A 20176-nucleotide genomic window follows, 5' to 3' on the forward strand; every position below is an offset into this window, starting at 1 on the left:
TATCAGGACTTTTTATTTAAGTAATTACTTTTAGTTTATTATTATTTTCTCAACATACTTTAAACCTTCTCCAGTAATATCAATCATATATATACCTGCGCTAAGTTGACTTAAATCAAATGATTTCTCATTATTGAATGTTACTTTATTAGCTGTATAAACTAATCTACCATTGATATCTATCACTTTCACAGCTACTTGTCCACTATAATTGTTTATTCGCACTGTTACATTCCCTGTTGATGGATTTGGATAAACACGCATAACATTCTCGTCATCAATATCTAATGTGCTTAATGTACAATTTGCTCCTGCAGCTGGAACTGTGAAATCTTCTACTTGATCATTTCCAATGTTCCTTCCTCCTGCTGATGCATTTACTCCTAATCCTCTCGCAGCAAACACTTCCCAAATCATGCAGAAATCCTTTCCACCAGTACTAGCTTGATCAGCTGCAATAATTGCATTTCTTGCATCAACAAATGTTGGACTACAAGGCTGTAATTTTATCCCATCTAAAACGATTCGCATTACCTTGTTGTTTCCGCCATTACCTGTGTATTTGTTGTTATCATAACCATATTTGCTAATGTATGCCCAAGTTAAATCCCATAACATTGTAGCCCAAACTGAACCGACTCCATGGACAGAAGTTCCTTCAATCCCGTTCGTTCCTACAGATTGAAAAAAATTAGTAGAGATATATGTCATTGGATTTGTGTCTCTATCTGTCGAATAAGGATAAGTCCTAATCCCAAGACCGTCATTAGGCTGAGAAGAAACAAAAGTACCAATTCCTCTTTTAGCTTGACCAAAATCTCCAGGTTTAAGCTGCATCATTAAAGCAAACCAATCTGACCAACCTTCACCCATTTGATCTGCATTATTCAAACAACTTGAATTGTTTCGTCCACCAGCTAAACGAGTAGAAATTCCATGACCATACTCGTGAGCTATAATTCCATTATCGAAATCTCCATCAGAATTTAGAAATGGCACAGATTGAAGCTGAATTTTTACATTTACAGGACCTAAACCCATTTCTGTAATCAAGTTATCACCTACAGAACTAGTTACACTTATAGCAGGTATAGTAATTGTCGCATCAGAACCCGACATTGGTAATTCAGTGTCACTACTATTTACAACAAGTACAGCAATAGCACCAGCGTTTTGGGCTGCTTTGACCTTTACTGCAAAATTACAATTTCCACGTCTAACTACTACAATTTTTCCATTTAAAGCAGCTCTATTCGACGGAGCTGAACAAGCTTCAGATGTACCCCCAGAATTATCTAAATATAATACCAAATCAGATTGCAAAAACTGCGGAGAAACAGGCAAATCAACACGACCAGGACTAAAAGAGTTTTGGCTTGCTACATAATTGCCGGCAATACTTTCCGGAGAAGTTACGATTAAGGGTTTGATTTCAGGGCCTCGATTCCATAAAAACATTTGCATTCTACCTCTATTCCCATCTACAGGTGTAGAAAAATTAGCATTATTTAAACTCATCGTTGCAGCTAAGGAGCCATCTTGTGCTTCCGCATTTACGTAGTCATCTCCTGAACCACCACGGTCATAATTACTCTGTTGAAAGTTACCGCTCAATTCATCAAATCCATATTGATACCAAACATCATGCATAACATTATTCATGTAAAACAAATTGGTATTTGCTGCGTCTATATATGTGGATGCATTAACGGTTGTACCACCATATGGAAAATCAAATACCAATGATGAACCACCATCAGGACTAAGACCTGTATCGTCATTCGTCCCCATGAAATCATCCTTAGCCCAAACATTGTTTCCTCTTGTTATAGTGTATTCAGCACCAGCAACACCATCAGTATCATGCCAGCCGAATGGCGATGCTGTACTGTTAGCAGGATTAGAAATAAGCTCAAACCCTCCATGACTTGGACTTGTAATATTAAATGGTATTACGCGATATGTACCTCCTGATGTTTCAGAACTTAATTTAGTATATAATTGTTTAGAAGGAATCCCATTGTATTTTATTGTCGAACTATTGTCAGAGGCAAATACTTGATCTTTATGAAAATTACAAGAAATTACAAGATCATTTTTTTCTAATAATACACCAGTAATCGCATCTATTCTGACGCTCCATAAATGATCATGCTGATTAGTATGAATATTGAAATCCCAAGCTAATTTTAGGTCTCCATTTATTTCTTGATGATACACTAAATTTGCTGTAACCGGTTCTGTTATTCCAATACCGTTACTAACTTTAAACTTATTTGTCCCAACGGTTTCTAGTATGTTAAATTTATCTTTAGCTGTTATACCTAATTGGAAATATGCTTTTACAAGAGCATCTGTTACCGATAGTTTAGGTGTTGTCGCATTGACTTTTTTTGACACATTAGCAACTATCCTGCTACTAACGTCTATTACTTGTTTATTCTTTATTGAGAAATTAGAAACTGCTCTAAAAATCTCTATTCCTTGATAACGCTGCACCACATAACAATTCTCTATTCCAGAAGTTGTAGTACCTCCTTCACTTTGAATGGCCCAGTCATTAAAATCTGCATTAGACAAAGTTGTTCGAGAGGCGGGATTTTTTAAGTAATTTTGAATTATTTGGTTGTTTGATTGTGAAAAACCAACAAAAGACACCAAACATATTAAATAAAGTAAATTTTTTTTCATAAAATCACGTAATTAGTTATAAATGCAAAACTAAATATTATAATTTAAATTTCAACAATTAAACCCTTTATTCTTTGAATTTTAACTTTTAGCAGCGGTTATTGTTTTATAGAACAACAATGCATTACCATCAGTTAACAAGGAAATAAAATGACAAATATGCAACAAACGACCGTATAAATTGTCTTTTTCTAATTGATGCTTTTCTGGCAACATCTTTAAAATTAAGGTATCATAATTAGAGGCTACACCATTATAATTATTATCAAATGCGGTAATAAATTTATCTAATAAGGTTTGTATAATTTGATAGCCTACAATTTCTTTTTCGATCACTTCACGACTTTGATAGATTTTCTCGACACTGATCTTGATAATATCATCCATCTGAGCTTTGTATTTGCTTTTATCCATTAGGGCATAAGGAAATTTTCCTTGCAAAATGAGCTCTTCGTTTTCAACAAAAACTTTTACGGCATCGCTGATTAAACTGCCAATAGCTAATGCGCGCAAATAGCTTATTCGGTCTTCTTTAGTTTCAAGTGTTTTGTACTTGGAAGTATCAATACTATCTTTTACTAATTTTATAAGGTATTCCAAAGCAAAATCCTCCGAAACCAAACCTAGATTCATTCCGTCCTCAAAATCGATGATGGTATAACAAATATCATCAGCAGCCTCAACAAGATAGGCCAAAGGATGGCGTTCAAACCCCATATCCAAACCTAATTTATTGGGAATTAAACCCATATCTTGCGCTACTTCTTCAAAAAAAGCTCTATCAGTTTGAAAAAAACCATATTTTTTATCAGCGATATTTTTGGTTGGTTTTTTAGGCAAACTCTCTTTAGGATATTTCATAAAAGCGCCCAAAGTTGCATACGAAATACGAAGTCCTCCTTCAATTCCAGGACGACTTGCGGTAAGTACCGAAAAACCATTGGCATTACCTTCAAAATCAATTAAATCTTGCCACTCTTTTGCGGTAAGTTGTTCTTTGTATTTTTGTCCGTTTCCTATCGAAAAATACTCTCCAATGGCTTTTTCACCCGAATGTCCAAAAGGTGGATTCCCAATATCGTGCGCCAATGATGCTGCCGCCACAATTGCCCCAAAATCATTCATATGATAGCCGTGCGCCTCTTTTAAATGCGGGTATTTTTCGATAATTTTTTTCCCTACCAAACGACCCAAAGAACGCCCAACTACTGATACTTCCAGACTATGCGTTAATCTGGTATGCACAAAATCTGTCTTGGATAATGGAATAACTTGTGTTTTATCTTGTAAACTTCTAAACGCCGCAGAAAAAATGATTCGATCATAATCTACTTCAAAACCCAAGCGGGTATCGTCTTGTTCCACACGCAATCGTTTGCCTTTGTCGCCTTGACGTTTAAGTGATAAAAGTTGTTCCCAGTTCATCATTACTTTTTAAAATTTCTTTCCAAAGATAGCAGAAATAGATACATTATCAAGTGAAATACGGTTAGGTATAACTTAATCACATGAAAAATATAAGGTACAGAATCCTATTAATACCATGTACTAAAAATAACAAATTAATAAACCTATCGAAAAAAATCAAAGAATTAGTGCTACTTTAGCGCTTTATTTAAGTTCTTAATTTATTTCTTCATCAACCGATAAGGGTTTTACTTAACTGTAGATTAATAGGGAATCGTGTGTAAATCACGAACTGTCGCGCAACTGTAAGTAACACAAAAAGTTTTTATCTGAAAAAAAATCCACTGTTTGCCAATGGCAAATGGGAAGGATGATAAAAATGTTACAAGTCAGGAGACCTGCCTTTTATCGAATTGACAATGCTTTCGCGATTTGAAGCAATAGTCAGGTATGGTGCGTTCTAAACACAATAAGCATAACTATTTATGCCTTATTGTGCATTTCTCTTTTGCAACGTATTCTCCTTTCTACTTTTCATTTCTAATAAACATTCTGAAATGCATCAAGAGCTTTTAATTGATTTATTCATCATTTAAAAAGCAACAACATGCTAACAAACAATCTTGGCTATCCGCGAATTGGTAGCAACAGAGAATTAAAAAAAGCCTGCGAATCGTACTGGGCAGGGAAAATTTCAGTAGACGAACTTTTGGCTGTAGGCGCATCTATCCGCAAGGAAAACTGGCAATTACAAGCCGAGGCTGGAATCGATTTAATCCCTTCTAACGATTTTTCGTTTTACGATCAAGTACTGGATTTATCACTTACATTAGGCGTTATTCCTAAACGTTATCAAGAATTAGCCAAAACAAGCTCTCGTACCGATTTGTATTTTGCCATGGCCAGAGGTTCACAAAAAGAGGGACAAGATGTAGTTGCTATGGAAATGACTAAATGGTTTGACACCAATTATCATTATATCGTACCCGAATTCACAAAAGATCAAGAGTTCAAGTTATTCTCCGAAAAAATAATCGACGAATTCAAAGAAGCTACTATTTTAGGAATTAGAACTAAACCAGTACTAATAGGACCTGTTACCTATTTACTTCTTGGAAAAGAAAAAGAACAAGGTTTTCATAGAATTGATTTAATCGATAAATTGCTGCCCGTATATTTTGAAATTCTTCAAAAATTAGAAGCTGAAAATGTGGAATGGATTCAATTTGACGAACCATTTTTGGCTTTGAATCTAACTGATAAAGAAAGAAATGCCTTCACTTATGTATATACCGAAATCAACAAACGTTTTCCTAAAATCAAACTGATTCTTGCTAATTATTTTGATTGTTTTGGAGAAAATCTTGAAACTGTTCTCGCATTACCTGTCCACACTTTGCATTTAGACTTGGTGCGTTGTCATTCCCAGTTAGATGACATTCTGGAGTCAGGACAATTATCAGCTAATGTAAATCTCTCGCTTGGTGTTGTAGATGGAAGAAATATTTGGAAAAATGATTTCAAAAAATCTTTAGCGCTTATCAAAAAAGCCACGGATGCACTTGGTGAAAACAGAATCTTAATTGCTCCGTCTTGTTCTTTGATTCACAGTCCTTGCGATTTGGAGTTAGAAACCAACAACGCAACATTAACACCAGAAATTAAACAATGGCTGGCTTTTGCCAAACAAAAAACAGAGGAAATAGTACTGCTTAAATATTTTGCCTCGAATGAAATAGACGTCAGCAATTCTGTCCGTTTTGATCAAAACACGATTGCTAATGAAAACCGAAAAACATCAAAATTGATCCATAATGATGCGGTAAAAAATCGTGTGGCAGGTATCACCAAAGGCGATGACCAAAGACAAAATCCGTTTTCAGTTCGTAGAGAAAAACAAATAGACGTATTGAATCTTCCTTTGTTTCCAACTACAACTATTGGTTCTTTCCCGCAAACTACCGAAGTGCGCAGCTGGAGAGCGAAATTCAAAAAAGGCGAACTAAATCAACAACAATACGATGATTTACTCCAAAAGGAAACTGAAGAAACAATTCGTTTTCAAGAAGAATCCGGTATTGATGTGCTAGTTCATGGAGAATTTGAACGCAATGACATGGTAGAATATTTTGGAGAACAACTCGATGGATTTACGTTTACCAAAAACGGCTGGGTACAAAGTTACGGTAGCCGTTGTGTGAAACCTCCAGTTATTTATGGCGATGTTTCGCGTCCAAATCCAATGACTGTAAAATGGTCCGCTTTTGCACAATCCCTTACTCCAAAATGGGTAAAAGGAATGCTAACAGGCCCCGTAACTATTTTGCAATGGTCTTTTGTCCGTAACGATCAACCTCGTTCAGAAACCTGTACTCAAATTGCATTGGCGATTAGAGATGAAGTTGTCGATTTAGAAAACGCAGGAATTAAGATTATTCAAATAGACGAACCTGCTATTAGAGAGGGATTGCCTTTACGAAAAGAAGAATGGGCAACCTATTTGGATTGGGCGGTAAAAGCGTTTAGAATTTCGGCAAGTGGTGTAAAAGATGACACCCAGATTCATACGCACATGTGCTACAGCGAATTCAACGATATCATCCAGAATATAGCCGACATGGATGCGGATGTAATTACCATAGAGTGCTCGCGTTCACAAATGGATTTACTGGATGCTTTTGCTGATTTTAATTATCCAAACGAAATCGGTCCAGGCGTATATGATATTCACTCACCTCGCGTTCCTTCGCGTACCGAAATGGTGCAATTATTAGAAAAAGCTTCGGCAGTAATTCCTATTGACCAACTTTGGGTCAATCCAGATTGCGGTTTAAAAACCCGTCATTGGGAAGAAACCAAAAAGGCCTTAATCGAAATGGTAGCGGCAGCTCAAGAAATGAGAATTACAGTAAATAATACTGTAACGGTTTAATTGAATTTAAAAAACCCAGTAGATTTAAAATCTACTGGGTTTACTTTTTATGAGAAACTAATATCAAACTGCTCTTTGGTCAGATGGATTGAACCAGCTCGCTTTTGCTAAAAATTCATGCTTATTGACCACATAGGTTTCTGATAATGTATCATGCCAACCTCTTGAATTGCTGTTTAAAAAGGAAACTATCTCAACAGGAATGAATCGCACTAAGGTTCTAATTAGTATACTTTTTAGGTTTGGTTTGCTGCCATTAGGTTTTACAACTAGCGTTTTAGTGAAGTATTTCCCAAAAGTTCTAGACAAATAAAACTCCATAATGAAATAGTAAAAAAACATCACTATCATCCCAAACAAAGCGTTTTCTGTGGGTGATAAATTGATAATCCAATCTGCAACTTCATAATTCCCTGTTACAACTCCTATCCCGTTAATGAGTGCTCCAATGCCGATGGTGAACAAGTAAACAATAAACAAATCAATGAGCAAGTTTAAAAATCGCTTGGTTCTGGACGCTAACAAATCCGCCGAAATAGTTAATGCTGTAGTTTCCATTTTTATTTTTTTAGGGTGTTTTGCTACTTCGTAAAGTAACGTAGCAGCCTTGTTGTTATTTGCATATTGCATATCTACAAAGGTACACGCACATACGACTCCTGGAGTTACACTATTTAGGGAGAGTGTTGCTAAATTCGCACTTTAACGTTCTAAAACCAATCCTCTTGCGCGAATCCAACTCAGCAGATGTATCACTGAAACTAGCAAATGTCTTTTCAAAACCGTCAATTCCTAGCCCTGATAGCAGTGGAAATCCTTATAAGCCGGTCCCGAAACCTCGGGATGGCGTATAAGATTGTAACGAATAGCAGGAAATAGCTCCTAAAAAAAACAGCTACCAAAAATGATAGCTGTTTTTATAAATATTAAATACTCTTTTTATTATTTACGATCCACACATTTCACAATCTTCTGGACCAGCATTTTTAGCTAGTTCGATCATGGCTCTATATTCTTCAGGGCTCATTTCTACAGGTTCGTTCAAAACAGCAATACTCTGCAAACGCTCTTGCACTGGAGCTTGTTTTACCTCAATAGGTTCTGCTTTTTTATCGTTGTTTAAGGTGAATTTAATAGCATCAACGGCCGCTTTTGTTCTTAAATAATACATTCCGGTTTTAAGACCTGATTGCCAGGCATAAAAGTGCATGGAAGTTAATTTAGCATAATTAGCATTTTGCATGAACAAGTTCAACGACTGCGACTGATCTACAAAATACCCACGCTGGCGGGACATATCGATAATGTCTTTCATAGACATTTCCCAAACGGTTTTGTACAATTCTTTTAAATCCTGAGGAATATCAAGCGCTTGCACAGATCCGTTATTACGCATTAACTCTTGTTTCAGGGTTTCGTTCCACAAGCCACGCTCTACTAAATCGTGAAGCAAGTGTTTGTTTACCACAATAAACTCACCCGAAAGTACACGTCTGGTGTAAATATTTGAAGTATACGGTTCGAATGCTTCGTTGTTACCCAAGATTTGAGATGTAGATGCAGTAGGCATTGGTGCCACTAACAAGGAGTTGCGCACACCGTGCTCCATTACTTCTTTACGAAGCGACGACCAGTCCCAACGTCCTGATAAATCAGCATCGGTTAATCCCCATAAATTGTACTGAAATTCCCCTTGTGAAATAGGAGATCCCGCAAAACTTGAATACGGCCCTTCTTCTTTAGCCATTTCCATTGATGCTGTTACGGCCGCAAAGTACATGGTTTCAAAAATTTCTTGATTCAGTTTTTTAGCTTCTTCACTTGTAAACGGCAAACGCAACATAATAAATGCGTCTGCGAGTCCTTGAACTCCTAAACCAATTGGACGGTGGCGTTTATTAGAATTTTCTCCTTCTTTAACCGGATAATAATTCCTGTCAATTACTTTATTTAAGTTGCGCGTTACGCGCTTAGTTACTGTATAAAACAAATCGTGATTGAATGCTCCGTTTTCAACAAACATCGGTAATGACAATGAAGCCAAGTTACATACTGCAATTTCATCTTTAGAAGTAAACTCCATAATCTCAGTACACAAATTCGATGAACGAATAGTCCCTAGATTTTTTTGGTTTGATTTGCGGTTGGCTGCATCTTTGTACAACATGTAAGGCGTTCCGGTCTCAATTTGCGACTCTAGAATTTTCTCCCACAATTCATGTGCTTTGATGGTTTTTCTACCTTTACCCGCTTTTTCATAATCGGTGTACATTTTTTCAAACTCTTCTCCATGCACATCATACAAGCCCGGACATTCATTAGGACACATTAGGGTCCATAATCCATCTTCTTGCACACGTTTCATGAATAAATCCGAAGTCCACATCGCAAAAAACAAATCTCTTGCACGCATTTCTTCTTTTCCGGTATTCTTTTTCAAGTCAAGGAAATCAAAGATATCAGCATGCCAAGTTTCTATGTAAATAGCAAAACTTCCTTTACGTTTTCCGCCTCCTTGATCTACGTAACGCGCCGTATCATTAAACACACGCAACATCGGAACAATCCCGTTTGAGGTTCCGTTTGTTCCACGAATATAGGATCCTGTTGCTCTAACGTTGTGAATTGAAAGCCCAATTCCTCCTGCTGATTGCGAAATTTTAGCCGTTTGTTTCAACGTATCATAAATCCCATCAATACTATCATCTTGCATCGCCAATAGGAAACAGCTCGACATTTGAGGTTTTGGCGTACCCGCATTAAATAAGGTAGGCGTAGCATGGGTAAAGAATTTTTTCGACATTAAGTCGTAGGTTTCAATAACCGATTTCAAATCATCTAAATGAATTCCCACCGATACACGCATCAACATATGCTGCGGACGCTCTACAATTTTGCCGTTTATTTTAAGCAAATACGATCTTTCTAGTGTTTTAAAACCAAAATAATCGTAGTTGAAATCTCTGTTGTATATAATGTGCGAGTCTAAAAACTCTGAATTTTCCATAATCACTTTATGTACTTCCTCAGACAGTAATGGAGCGTATTGCCCATTTCTTGGGTTTACATAATGGAACATATCATTCATCGTTTCTGAGAATGATTTCTTAGTATTCGAATGTAAATTTGAGATCGCAATACGAGCGGCCAACTGTGCGTAATCTGGGTGCGCAATAGTCATTGAGGCAGCAGTTTCGGCAGCAAGATTATCTAATTCTGATGTTGAAACCCCATCATAAAGCCCTTCAATAACACGCATTGCTACTTTTACAGCATCTACTAAATCATTCAAACCATAGCATAGTTTTTTAATTCTATCTGTGATTTTGTCAAACATCACTGGCTCTTTGTGCCCGTCTCTTTTTACTACGTACATACTTTTTCTTTTTTTTAAAACAGAAAATCCCTTCGCTGTTTTTAGTTATTTGTTTATTATTTCGCAGCATGACCACCACAACTTTTGTGGCAGCAACTACTATTGGTGGGTACTGATTTGGCATAAAGTTCAGTTTCTTTATTTTCGGGAGCTTATCCCGCTGTCATTCCAATCTTTTTAGTCCTGAGAAAAATCAGGACTAAAAAGGATTTTCCCTTCCATCGGGGCTAGGAAGGTAGTAGGTATATTCAAAACCGATTAAAAATCAGCGTCGAATGTTATTTTTTGTGCTTCTTCATCGGTGTTCATCACACCTGCTTTTTGGTATTCAGCCACTTTTTTCTCGAAGAAGTTGGTTTTTCCTTGCAATGAGATCATATCCATAAAATCAAAAGGATTAGCCGTATTGTATTCTCTGTCGCAACCTAATTCTACTAATAAACGATCTGCAACAAACTCCAAGTACTGTGTCATCAAGCCTGCGTTCATACCAATTAAAGATACTGGTAACGACTCCGTGATGAACTCTCTTTCAATGTTCAAGGCATCCACAATGATTTCTCTAATTCTGTCTTTTGGTACTTTGTTAACCAAGTGGTGGTTGTGCAAGTGAACCGCAAAATCACAGTGTACTCCTTCGTCACGTGAAATCAATTCGTTCGAAAAGGTAAGTCCTGGCATTAAACCACGCTTTTTCAACCAGTAAATTGAACAAAATGCACCTGAGAAAAAGATACCTTCAACAGCTGCAAAAGCAATCAAACGCTCTGCAAACGAATCAGATTCAATCCATTTCAAAGCCCAGTCTGCTTTTTTCTTAATAGCAGGAAAAACTTCAAGCGCATTGAACAACTCATCTTTCTCAGCTTCGTCTTTCACGTAAGTATCAATCAATAGCGAATATGTTTCACTATGAATGTTTTCCATCATGATTTGAAAGCCATAAAAAAACTTTGCCTCAGCATATTGTACCTCGTTTACAAAATTCTCCGCTAAATTCTCGTTTACAATCCCATCTGAAGCAGCAAAAAATGCTAAAATATGCTTTACAAAATAACGCTCTTCATCAGAAAGTTTGTTATTCCAGTCATTTAAATCCTGCGATAAATCAATTTCTTCAGCAGTCCAAAAACTAGCTTCCATTTTCTTGTACCATTCCCAAATATCATGGTGCTTGATAGGAAAAATTACGAAGCGATTTTTGTTTTCTTGTAAAATAGGTTCCACTTGTGTCATTGTATTGTTTTATTTTGTTGTGATTTTAACGAAATTCTATTCGATCTGAGGATTACAAAGGTTGTGAAATATTGCTGGATTTAAAAGCCAAACTTATTCACAATCGGCCCTAGTTTTTAACAACGAAAAGAAAAATTATCGTTTATAGCTTTATTTGTAAAAATTTGAATATCAATAGATTGTATTTTACAAAACGGCGTTAGCCACTGTAAAATATAGGGTTTAAAAAATTAAAATTGTGGGGTAGTTTTGTGCTATTTTGAATTGTTTAAGTGCTCTTGAGCAACAGTCTCTAGTTCTGCATACCAGTCTTCACCAAACTTGCGTACCAAAGCTTCTTTGACAAACTTATACACTGGTACCTCTAACTCTTGCCCAAGTGAACAGGCAGCATCACAAATGTCCCATTTGTCATAATTTACAGCTGCAAACTCTGTAAAATCTTTTACACGAACTGGATATAAATGACAAGAAACGGGTTTTTTCCAATCGATGATGCCTTGATTGTAGGCTTGCTCAATACCGCATAAAGCAGTCTTGCCGTCAAAGATAACATAAGCACAATCTTTATTGTCAATTAGAGGTGTTTCCAGTTCACCATCCGTTCCGGTTACCCAAGTTCCCTGCGCTTCAATAGCCGCAATACCCTGCTTGCGCAAAAAGGGTTTTACTTTTGGATAAATAGACTCCAGGATTTTTGTTTCTTCCTCGCTTAATGGCGCACCAGCGTCACCATCTACACAACAAGCTCCCTTGCAGGCAGTTAGATTGCAAACAAAATCTTTTTCGAGTAAGTCTTCTGAGACGATGGTTTTTCCTAGTTGAAACATGCTGCAAAGGTATTCAAAGAAATTTAAAAATGAAGCACTGAAAATCAAAAAAAAGAATTTAGCAAAAACGGAAGGCTTGACTTCTACTTTATAATTCAAAATATTTTTAACTTGACCTTAAAATAATACAAGATTGAACCCGCTAACCATCAAAAATGAATACTTTTGCATCATTAAAACCAATATTATGCAGCTAGACATAAGAGAAATAATTACCGTGAGCATGGTTCTTTTTGCCGTAATTGACATTGTGGGATCTATCCCAATCATTGTTGATCTTCGTGCTAAACACGGTCACATCGAATCTGAGAAAGCCTCCATCGTAGCAGGAGTAATTATGATTGTTTTCCTTTTTGCGGGAGAAGAACTTTTAAAGTTAATTGGAATCGATGTCAATTCATTTGCAGTTGCAGGTTCTTTTGTTCTTTTTTTCCTAGCCTTAGAAATGATCTTAGGCATTCGTATTTATCGCGATGAAGAAGCCAGTTCAGCATCTATTGTTCCACTTGCCTTTCCTTTGATTGCTGGAGCAGGAACCATGACTACCTTGCTTTCTTTACGTTCACAGTTTTTTACTATTAATATTGTCATAGCCATATTCTTGAACATTATTTTAGTATATATTGTACTAAAATCGTCTTCAAAAATTGAAAAGATGTTAGGCGAAAATGGACTTGGAGTGATCCGCAAGACTTTTGGAGTAGTATTATTAGCAATTGCTGTTAAATTATTTGCTGCTAATGTTAAAGGTTTGTTTCTTTAATATAAAATTTAATAATTTTACAGCCTAATTTTAATTGGTCACATAGAATTTACTTCTATCTTTTTCAGTACACTAAGATTTAAACAACAAACTCATTTATGAAAATTTTCACTAACATACTGGTATTTTTGGCACTTGCTTTAATCGTCTTTAATGTTACATTACTAGATTTTAAAAACCCATTTCAGGGAGAAAGCATCGTTGCGTTTATTGGTATTGCAGCCTCATTATGTGCTGTATTAATTCTTCTTATTTTTAGAGTTTCCAAAAAGATTGAAGAAAAATCAAACACAAATTCGTAATACAATAAATTTAATTTTGAAATACATTAAAGGATGCGCTTGATTTTTAGCACATCCTTTTTTTGGATAAAGAAATTTCTCATTTCCTTTTAGGTTCTCCTATTAGCAAACCTAAATCTCCAATTATTTAAATTAATTTACAATCGATTTGATTATCATTCGATTACAAATTAAAGGAGTAATAAAACCAACCTTATCTTAATAAAGCTTGTAAGTAGGATTTCCATTTAAAACACTTCTAGTTTTAAATCATTTTAATTTTAATGCTTCTTTGAGCATAGAATCTTCTTTAAGAATAACTTCATAATATTTGTTCTCTCCAAACAACTGTCTTGCGTACTCTGCAGTAAGAAATCTTTTGACTAGGGATTTGCTTTTAGAAAATTGAATATCGAGACCGTTATCAAGAATGAATTTTTGAAACTTATTAAAATAATAATCCGAAGTGCTAATTTTTTCTTGGAGCGCTTTATAAGCAAGACCTTTGAACTCTTTTTTGTGAGCGTCTAAATCCTCAAAAACATAATTCCCCACGATGCCAGACTGCAGTAAATACCCTGTACTTTGACTGCTATGTTCTACCTCAATAGGCACAAAAACATCCGGAACAATACCGCCACCGCCATACACTATCCTTCCTTTTTTAGTTTTGTATTTTAGAGTATCAGCTACTTTAATACTGTCTTTATCATACAACTCTCCATTTTCAAATCGGGTTTCTGACTCTTTAAAATATTCCTCTTTACCTTTTGTATACGGTTTTTGAATGGATCGTCCCGAAGGAGTGTAATAGCGCGCTATAGTAAGACGCACCGATGATCCGTCAGCAAAAGGCATTTCTCGCTGCACTAGACCTTTCCCAAAAGAACGTCGACCTACGATACTACCTCTATCGTTGTCCTGAATGGCGCCTGCAAGAATTTCACTGGCCGATGCGCTATTTTCATTGATAAGAACAGTCAGTTTTCCTTTTTCGAATTGACCGTTTGCTGTTGCAAAAGTTTTGATCACTTTTCCGTTCTTGTTTTTGGTAAAAACAATAAGTTGCTTGTCAGATAGCAATTCATCCGTGATAGCAATCGCCTCTTCCATATAACCGCCTCCATTATCCCGAACGTCAATAACTAAGGACTTTGCTCCTTGTTTTTTGAGTTTTCCTAGACCTTTCATAAATTCATCATAAGTGGTCTCTGAAAATCTATTTATTTTAATGTACCCTGTAGTAGGATTGATTAGCATAGCCACATCAATACTGTTTAAAGGAATTACATCTCTTTTTATTTTAAATTTTAGTTTTTGTTTGGTGCTTTTTCTATAAACGGTGAGCTCTACAGAGGAACCAACTGTTCCTTTGAGTTGAGAAAACAAGCTGTCAGAAGGAAGTTTTCTACCATAAAGCTTTGTCTTTCCAGCGTATAAAATTCTGTCTCCTGCTTGAATTCCAGCTTTTGCCGAAGGACCATTTTCAACCGGTTTTATTACTGCGACAGAATCCTTAAACATGTAAAAATTCACTCCTATTCCCACAAAATTTCCTTGCATACTTTCAACCACTTCTTGCTGGTCACTAGGCGAAATGTAAACAGAATGCGGATCAAGTTGTGCGAGAATATTATCAACGGTAAGATTCACTATAGAATCTGTATTTACAGCATCTACATATTCATCATCAATAAAATCAATGAGTTTATTTAGTTTGTTTTTGGCATTATTTTTCCCAATTAAACCTGATGCATTGGGGAAATTCAATAATCCGCCAAGTAGCACACCAATAGCCAGTGTAGCAAATATAATAAGAGGCAAATATTTTGTATTGAATTTCATTTATTCTTCCATTATTGGTATGTGTTCCACCTCTACGCCTGCTTTTATTAAAAACTGAATTCCAGAATCATCACGATAACCAGAATGATACACTACTCTTTTTATACCCGACTGGTAAATTAACTTACTGCATTCTTTGCATGGGGAAAGTGTAATGTACAATGTAGCACCCTCACATGATTGCGTAGAACGCGCTACTTTTAAAATAGCATTGGCTTCGGCATGCAAAACATCCCAGCGGGTAAGTCCTTCATCATCTTCACAACAATTATCAAAACCACTTGGTGTACCATTGTATCCATCAGAAATGATCATTCGATCCCGCACAATGATGGCTCCTACTTTTTTTCGTTGGCAATAGGATAGTAAACTCCATTCTTTTGCAATTCGCAAATAGGCTTTGTCGTATTTATTTAATTTTTTTTCACTCATTTTATCGGTTCCAAATTTCACTTTCAACAATCAACGGGATAACAACTCCTACAATAAAAGAGGACATTACCAGTGTCCAATCTCGTTTAGAGAATCTAAAAATAGTCTGCACAATATAAGAGAGAATCAATACCACAAAAACTACTGTAATTTGAGCGGCCTCAATTCCCAGGGCAAACTCAGCCAAAGGCAACATTTTTGAGGCAGCATCGCCACCTAAAATAGATTTGAAATAGTTAGAAAACCCCAAACCATGAATAATCCCAAAGAAAAGTGTGATAAAAAATATTAAGTTTATACTTTCTTTTTTACTGGACTTGCCAGCCGTAAACAAATTGAACAATGCAGTAATCAAAATTGTGATGGGAATTAAAAGCTCAACCACATTTACTTTTATGGCTATAATTCCAAAAACGGAAAGCATCAAAGCCATGGTGTGACCAATAGTAAATAAAGTGACTAACAAGATAATTCGTTTCCAGTCTTTAAACGAATATGGCACCGCCAAAGCTATTAAAAACAAAACATGATCATAAGCATGAATGTCTAAAACGTGTTTTAATCCTATTTGAAAATAAATCCAAAATTCTTGCATCACTACTAATTTAAGTTGCTAAAAGGGTTGTAAACTTACGATAAATTTTGAAAATCCTTCCTTAGAATATCTAATAAATTCGATGAAAACCATACGCACAATTCCTTGAAAAACGAATATAGCAAAGCAACTCAAGTCATAAGCACACCCTTAAAAGCAATACTCATAACTCCTGTACTATCAGCATGGTTTACTTACATCACATTCTACCTTGGTAACAAAAGAAACAAAAAGATAAAAACCTCACATACTAAATCACAAGTTTGAAATACTACTATTCAAATATATAAATCTTACAAATCATGTAAGCAATCTTAATTTTACCTTAAATTAACAGGTTTACGATGTGTTAATCTTGGAGTAACATTTTATTGATGAATCAACAATATTGACCTAAACTAAGATTCGGATTGTTACGATAGTTTTGCATTCAAACAAACTAAACACAATTATCATGAATCAGCATTATTTAAAAAAAATAGCATTATCATCGGTTTTGTTAGCTGCAGTAGTAGGCTGTCAAGACGACAAAAATGAAACTCCTAGCGTAAACACAGCCATTAATTTTTCAAATGTTTCTACAGTTCCAGCATTGGCGGTAGCAAAAGAAGGCTTTGAAAACTTACAGATTACTTCCTTATTAAGTAGTTCAGATGTATTGGCACAATCACCAGCTTTTGTTTATGGTGCTCAACCTGATGGTGCTGGATTAATGAAAGATCCTGCAAGCGATGGTTACATTATGATCACTAATCATGAAATTTTAAAATCTGTATCAAGAGTATATTTAGACAAAACTCTTAAGCCTGTAAAAGGAGATTATATTGTTGACGCTGTGGGCGGATTAACCCGATTATGTTCAGCAACTTTAGCTTCACCAGCAATCCATGGATTTGGACCTTTGTTTTTAACTGCTGGAGAAAGTGGTGAAGAAAGTATGGTTCATGGTATTGACCCATTAGGACTTACAAGTATGAAAAATAGAGCCGACAGAGTTTTACCAGCTTTAGGAAAAGCAAGTATGGAAAATGCTGTTCCACTACCTAAGGATGCTTACCCTGGGAAAACCGTGATTATTATTGGAGAAGATCAATCGTATTCAACTTCTCACGCAAGTGCTGGCCAAGTAATTATGTATATGAGTTCAACTGTTGGTGACTTATCTAACGGTAAATTATACGCGTTAAAAAGAAACGATGGAAACCAAGTAGAGACTAGCATGAATGTAGGAACCTCATTTGATGTATCTTTTGTAGAAATTCCAAATGCTAAAAACTTAACGGGTGCGGTAATCAACACAACAGTTAATGAATTAGGAGCCATCCGTTTTTCTAGAGTTGAAGATGTAGATTACAGAAAAGGATCTGCAAAAAACAATAGAGAATTGTACTTTACCGCAACCGGACAAGCAAGTTCAAACGCTCCTGTAGCGGGTTATACAATGTGGGGACGTGTGTATAAATTAGTATTAAATGATGCCAACCCACTTATTGGAAAATTAGAATTAGTTATTGAAGGCGATTCTACTCCAGGAACTGGGATTATCAATCCGGATAACTTATGTGTTACCGAAAACTTTGTATACACTCAAGAAGATGGAGATTCATTCTACACTGCCGCAAAACATGATTCTTATATCTGGCAATACAACATTGCTTCAAAAGTGAACAAACCTTGGTTGACAATGAATCACAAAAGAACTGATGCTGCCTGGAATACAGCTTACAACCAAGCTAATGAAATGCGTTTTGGAAGTTGGGAATATGGCGCAATGGAAGACATTTCAGATGTAATTGGTGTTCCGAATACATTTATCGTAAACATACATCCACATACATGGCAAAAAGATGCTTTTTTAAATGCTGATGGTAGTGGATTAAATACAAACAAAGAAGGTGGTCAAACCCTAATCATCCGAAACGTACAAAGATAATTACCTCAACTATTGATATAAAAAACAACCCAAAATTTTGGGTTGTTTTTGCATTTAATACAATCCGCAACATGAAACCGCTATTAAAACTGCTGCCCCTATTCCTGCTATTTTTTTCTTGTCAAAAACAATATACTAGTTTAACCATTCAAGAAGAACTGTTATCTAATTTAGAGGAACTAAATCAAGAAATACTTGCTTTTGAAAAAGTAGCTACCGAAAATCCAAATCAAAAACAACTACAAAAATCATTTGAAACCAGTCGTATTGCGTATAAAAAAATAGAATGGGCTATCGAATACTTTACACCAGATCCTGCACGATTTATCAACGGGCCAGCACTCGATGAATTGGAAGTAGAAGAAAACAAATTCTTGTCGCCAAGTGGTTTTCAAGTTATTGAAGAACTAATTTACCCGCAATACGCTGCTAGTAATTCCAATACTTTAAAAAGAGAAATTGCCGTTTTAAAAGGTTTAATTGCACAAGTCAAAGAGCATTTATCCGCAATCACTATCAGCCCTGATTATGTTATTGATGCCAGCAAAATGGAAGTGTACCGAATTTTAACTCTTGGCATCACCGGCTTCGATTCGCCAATTGCCAATCAATCGATCCCTGAAGCTAAAGCGAGTTTATCTTCTTTAAAAGTTGTACTTGAAAAATTGAATACCAATAATTCAAAAACAAAAGTCTTACTTTTTGATTTGATAGATCAAGCCAATTCCTTTTGTGATGCGAACACCAATTTCAACTCCTTTGATCGCGCTACCTTTATTAAAAAATATTTAAATCCAATATCTCAAAAGCTAGTTCAATTTCAAAAAGACAATAGTATTAAAAACGTAGCGAAGACAAATGCCATCAATCCAGATGCAAAATCGCTTTTTGAAAAAAACACCTTTAATGTAAACGCTTTTATTCCGTCAAAGGAATATGCGTATTCTAAACCAAAAGCTGATCTTGGCAAAAAATTATTTTACGACTCGTCCCTTTCCAAAGATGGAAGACGCAATTGCGCCACATGTCATATTCCAGATCTAGCATTCACAGATGGAGAAAAAACCAACCAATCTTTAACTGGAATTAGTTTGCCTAGAAACACGCCAACTCTTACGTATGCCTCTTTACAAAATGCTCAATTTTGGGATATGAGACAACCTGATTTAGAGAAACAAAGTCTGGATGTTATTCAAAACAAAGATGAAATGCATGGGAATTTAAAAGAAAATTTAACCCGAATTGAAAGCAATACAGGATATAAAAAATTGATCAAAAAAGCTTTTCCTAATGCTATTAAACTAGAAGAATGGCAATTGCAAAACGCAATAGCGAGTTATGTTCGTTCTTTAAATAAATTCAACTCTAAGTTTGATCAGTACTTTTCGGGTACCTCTACTACTTTTTCTGATGAGGAAAAACTAGGATTTAATCTCTTTGCAGGAAAAGGCAAATGTGCTACTTGTCATTTCGTCCCATTGTTTAATGGAACAGTCCCTCCTATTTACAAAAAAACAGAGCAAGAAGTGATAGGAACACCTCAAATCAAAAATGGAAAAATCATAGATCAAGACTTAGGGCGATTTACACAATACAAAATGGCTCAACTGAAACATGCCTTTAAAACACCAACGCTCCGAAACATTGCACAAACAGGTCCGTACATGCATAATGGTGTTTTTAAAACGTTGGAGGAAGTTGTTGTTTTCTATAATGAAGGTGGCGGCGCAGGAAATAGTATCACTGTAGAAAATCAAACCTTACCGTCAGACAAACTCAACTTGACTTTGAAAGAGCAAAAAGCATTAGTTGCCTTTATGAAAACACTTTCAGATGCTAAATAAGCTATACAAAC

Annotated in this window: 14 protein-coding genes and 1 riboswitch; of the genes, 5 read left to right on the forward strand and 9 right to left on the reverse strand. The window is 35.8% G+C overall.

Features of this window, described 5'->3' with window-relative positions; translation table 11 throughout:
• Positions 1–30: 30 nt before the first annotated feature.
• Complete coding sequence (locus tag DNC80_RS04460) at positions 31–2691, reverse strand: T9SS-dependent M36 family metallopeptidase (RefSeq protein WP_182649566.1); 2661 nt, start codon at positions 2689–2691, stop codon at positions 31–33.
• A gap of 81 nt (positions 2692–2772) precedes the next feature.
• Complete coding sequence (gene dgt / locus DNC80_RS04465; RefSeq protein ID WP_182649752.1) at positions 2773–4116, reverse strand: dGTP triphosphohydrolase; 1344 nt, start codon at positions 4114–4116, stop codon at positions 2773–2775.
• Between the two features lie 208 nt (positions 4117–4324).
• Positions 4325–4519: riboswitch (cobalamin riboswitch) on the forward strand.
• Positions 4520–4705: 186 nt separating this feature from the next.
• Here dgt and metE point away from each other — a divergent pair.
• On the forward strand, positions 4706–7030 hold the full coding sequence (gene metE / locus DNC80_RS04470; RefSeq protein ID WP_182649568.1) for a 5-methyltetrahydropteroyltriglutamate--homocysteine S-methyltransferase: 2325 nt from the start codon (positions 4706–4708) through the stop codon (positions 7028–7030).
• Positions 7031–7093: 63 nt separating this feature from the next.
• Here metE and DNC80_RS04475 read toward each other — a convergent pair whose 3' ends face one another.
• The 4 genes from DNC80_RS04475 to DNC80_RS04490 all read right to left on the reverse strand — a co-directional run bounded on the left by DNC80_RS04475 (position 7094) and on the right by DNC80_RS04490 (position 12472).
• Entirely contained in the window at positions 7094–7588 is a 495-nt protein-coding gene (locus DNC80_RS04475) for an RDD family protein (protein WP_182649570.1), read from the reverse strand.
• 388 nt (positions 7589–7976) lie between these two features.
• Positions 7977–10406 (reverse strand): ribonucleoside-diphosphate reductase subunit alpha, encoded by a 2430-nt coding sequence (locus tag DNC80_RS04480; RefSeq protein ID WP_182649572.1) that lies wholly within the window; start codon positions 10404–10406, stop codon positions 7977–7979.
• A 258-nt stretch (positions 10407–10664) separates the two neighbouring features.
• Positions 10665–11642 carry a ribonucleotide-diphosphate reductase subunit beta gene (locus tag DNC80_RS04485; RefSeq protein ID WP_144889710.1) on the reverse strand — a complete coding sequence of 326 codons (978 nt, stop codon included), beginning with the start codon at positions 11640–11642 and terminating at the stop codon, positions 10665–10667.
• Between the two features lie 254 nt (positions 11643–11896).
• Positions 11897–12472, reverse strand: coding sequence for a DUF3109 family protein (locus DNC80_RS04490; protein ID WP_182649574.1), 576 nt, complete (start codon positions 12470–12472; stop codon positions 11897–11899).
• Positions 12473–12659: 187 nt separating this feature from the next.
• Between DNC80_RS04490 and DNC80_RS04495 the strand changes: the two genes are divergently transcribed.
• Both DNC80_RS04495 and DNC80_RS04500 read left to right on the forward strand, forming a co-directional pair.
• A complete protein-coding gene (locus DNC80_RS04495; protein WP_220485203.1) occupies positions 12660–13235 on the forward strand; it encodes a MarC family protein in 576 nt (191 codons plus the stop codon).
• 98 nt (positions 13236–13333) lie between these two features.
• The gene (locus tag DNC80_RS04500) at positions 13334–13537 is read left to right on the forward strand and encodes a hypothetical protein (RefSeq protein WP_144889714.1); all 204 of its coding nucleotides are present in this window, start codon (positions 13334–13336) and stop codon (positions 13535–13537) included.
• 249 nt (positions 13538–13786) lie between these two features.
• On the opposite strand, the gene DNC80_RS04505 is transcribed toward DNC80_RS04500, so the two are convergent.
• Genes DNC80_RS04505 through DNC80_RS04515 form a run of 3 tightly spaced genes read right to left on the reverse strand, consistent with a single transcriptional unit; the run spans position 13787 to position 16388 of the window.
• Positions 13787–15361 (reverse strand): S41 family peptidase, encoded by a 1575-nt coding sequence (locus DNC80_RS04505; RefSeq protein WP_182649576.1) that lies wholly within the window; start codon positions 15359–15361, stop codon positions 13787–13789.
• Positions 15362–15793 (reverse strand): dCMP deaminase family protein, encoded by a 432-nt coding sequence (locus tag DNC80_RS04510; RefSeq protein WP_182649578.1) that lies wholly within the window; start codon positions 15791–15793, stop codon positions 15362–15364.
• 1 nt (position 15794) lies between these two features.
• Positions 15795–16388 carry a HupE/UreJ family protein gene (locus DNC80_RS04515; RefSeq protein ID WP_182649580.1) on the reverse strand — a complete coding sequence of 198 codons (594 nt, stop codon included), beginning with the start codon at positions 16386–16388 and terminating at the stop codon, positions 15795–15797.
• 454 nt (positions 16389–16842) lie between these two features.
• Between DNC80_RS04515 and DNC80_RS04520 the strand changes: the two genes are divergently transcribed.
• Together DNC80_RS04520 and DNC80_RS04525 are read left to right on the forward strand one after the other, a co-directional pair.
• The gene (locus tag DNC80_RS04520; protein ID WP_182649582.1) at positions 16843–18321 is read left to right on the forward strand and encodes a hypothetical protein; all 1479 of its coding nucleotides are present in this window, start codon (positions 16843–16845) and stop codon (positions 18319–18321) included.
• Positions 18322–18392: 71 nt separating this feature from the next.
• Complete coding sequence (locus DNC80_RS04525; protein WP_182649584.1) at positions 18393–20165, forward strand: cytochrome-c peroxidase; 1773 nt, start codon at positions 18393–18395, stop codon at positions 20163–20165.
• The last annotated feature ends 11 nt before the right edge of the window (positions 20166–20176 follow it).

This window comes from Flavobacterium sp. SOK18b (assembly GCF_014156605.1).
GTDB lineage: Bacteria > Bacteroidota > Bacteroidia > Flavobacteriales > Flavobacteriaceae > Flavobacterium > Flavobacterium tiangeerense.

Bases quoted from the DNA above. Each gene is read 5' to 3' on its own strand.
- DNC80_RS04510 (WP_182649578.1), bottom strand. From the start codon at position 15,793: ATGAGTGAAAAAAAATTAAATAAATACGACAAAGCCTATTTGCGAATT.
- DNC80_RS04525 (WP_182649584.1), top strand. From the start codon at position 18,393: ATGAAACCGCTATTAAAACTGCTGCCCCTATTCCTGCTATTTTTTTCT.
- metE (WP_182649568.1), top strand. From the start codon at position 4,706: ATGCTAACAAACAATCTTGGCTATCCGCGAATTGGTAGCAACAGAGAA.
- DNC80_RS04495 (WP_220485203.1), top strand. From the start codon at position 12,660: ATGCAGCTAGACATAAGAGAAATAATTACCGTGAGCATGGTTCTTTTT.
- DNC80_RS04485 (WP_144889710.1), bottom strand. From the start codon at position 11,642: ATGACACAAGTGGAACCTATTTTACAAGAAAACAAAAATCGCTTCGTA.
- DNC80_RS04500 (WP_144889714.1), top strand. From the start codon at position 13,334: ATGAAAATTTTCACTAACATACTGGTATTTTTGGCACTTGCTTTAATC.
- DNC80_RS04505 (WP_182649576.1), bottom strand. From the start codon at position 15,361: ATGAAATTCAATACAAAATATTTGCCTCTTATTATATTTGCTACACTG.
- DNC80_RS04520 (WP_182649582.1), top strand. From the start codon at position 16,843: ATGAATCAGCATTATTTAAAAAAAATAGCATTATCATCGGTTTTGTTA.
- DNC80_RS04515 (WP_182649580.1), bottom strand. From the start codon at position 16,388: ATGCAAGAATTTTGGATTTATTTTCAAATAGGATTAAAACACGTTTTA.
- DNC80_RS04460 (WP_182649566.1), bottom strand. From the start codon at position 2,691: ATGAAAAAAAATTTACTTTATTTAATATGTTTGGTGTCTTTTGTTGGT.
- DNC80_RS04490 (WP_182649574.1), bottom strand. From the start codon at position 12,472: ATGTTTCAACTAGGAAAAACCATCGTCTCAGAAGACTTACTCGAAAAA.
- dgt (WP_182649752.1), bottom strand. From the start codon at position 4,116: ATGAACTGGGAACAACTTTTATCACTTAAACGTCAAGGCGACAAAGGC.
- DNC80_RS04480 (WP_182649572.1), bottom strand. From the start codon at position 10,406: ATGTACGTAGTAAAAAGAGACGGGCACAAAGAGCCAGTGATGTTTGAC.
- DNC80_RS04475 (WP_182649570.1), bottom strand. From the start codon at position 7,588: ATGGAAACTACAGCATTAACTATTTCGGCGGATTTGTTAGCGTCCAGA.